The 596-nt window shown below is 38.9% G+C and carries 2 protein-coding genes; both read right to left on the bottom strand.

Going from position 1 to position 596, the window contains the following annotated elements; genetic code table 11:
- Positions 1-217: 217 nt before the first annotated feature.
- Entirely contained in the window at positions 218-412 is a 195-nt protein-coding gene (locus KPX09_RS05505) for a hypothetical protein (RefSeq protein ID WP_249549334.1), read from the bottom strand.
- 60 nt (positions 413-472) lie between these two features.
- The coding region (locus KPX09_RS05500) for a P44/Msp2 family outer membrane protein (RefSeq protein ID WP_155736477.1) at positions 473-596 on the bottom strand (124 nt) is incomplete at its 5' end.

Raw genomic sequence — 596 nt, 5'->3', positions numbered from 1 at the left:
TGCGAGTAAAACCATCAATACCTACTTAACCTACGTACAGGACATCATGTTATAATAATCATGGATATTTCTTCATACTTGCGGAAGCATTGCGGATCGATATTTTTCTTCCTAGAAAGAAAGCAACGCAGAAACAGGAGAAAACTCCCTACTAAAATATATGAGTTACGAGTATTTCCAAAGAGCTATAACAAATGATGACTCGAGAGATAGTGCCTTAGAAGAGCCAGAACCACAGCGTAACAGAAATCAGAATAAATAGAAATATAAGTATAAGAAGAACGTGAAGTTCTGATAGAGGTAGGATTGAAGTTCTAGAAGGAACATCCCTTCCAGACGCCAAAGCACTAACATCATCATGAGCCAACGATATCATAACGCTTCCTAAAAATAGCTTACTTCTAGATCTCATATACTAACTCTCTAATAGAAGCAGGGTAAGTTGAACTTACCCTGCTTCCTACAAACCACCTTAAAAAGCAAACCTAACACCAAATTCCCCACCAACATAAGCCATGGAGAAGTTGGCAATAGCAGTATCCTTAGTACGGCCAGCAGGACTAGTATCATCTACAAGACGTTGAGCAGGAAGATCA

The sequence above is a fragment of the Anaplasma phagocytophilum genome (assembly GCF_023476575.1).
Taxonomy (GTDB): domain Bacteria; phylum Pseudomonadota; class Alphaproteobacteria; order Rickettsiales; family Anaplasmataceae; genus Anaplasma; species Anaplasma phagocytophilum_A.
The sequence above is the reverse complement of the archived record's forward strand: the minus strand, read 5'-3'. Positions and strand labels throughout refer to the sequence as shown.

What these genes read in the sequence shown, in the direction of transcription:
- KPX09_RS05505 (WP_249549334.1), bottom strand. Translation starts at nt 412, where the DNA reads ATGAGATCTAGAAGTAAGCTATTTTTAGGAAGCGTTATGATATCGTTG.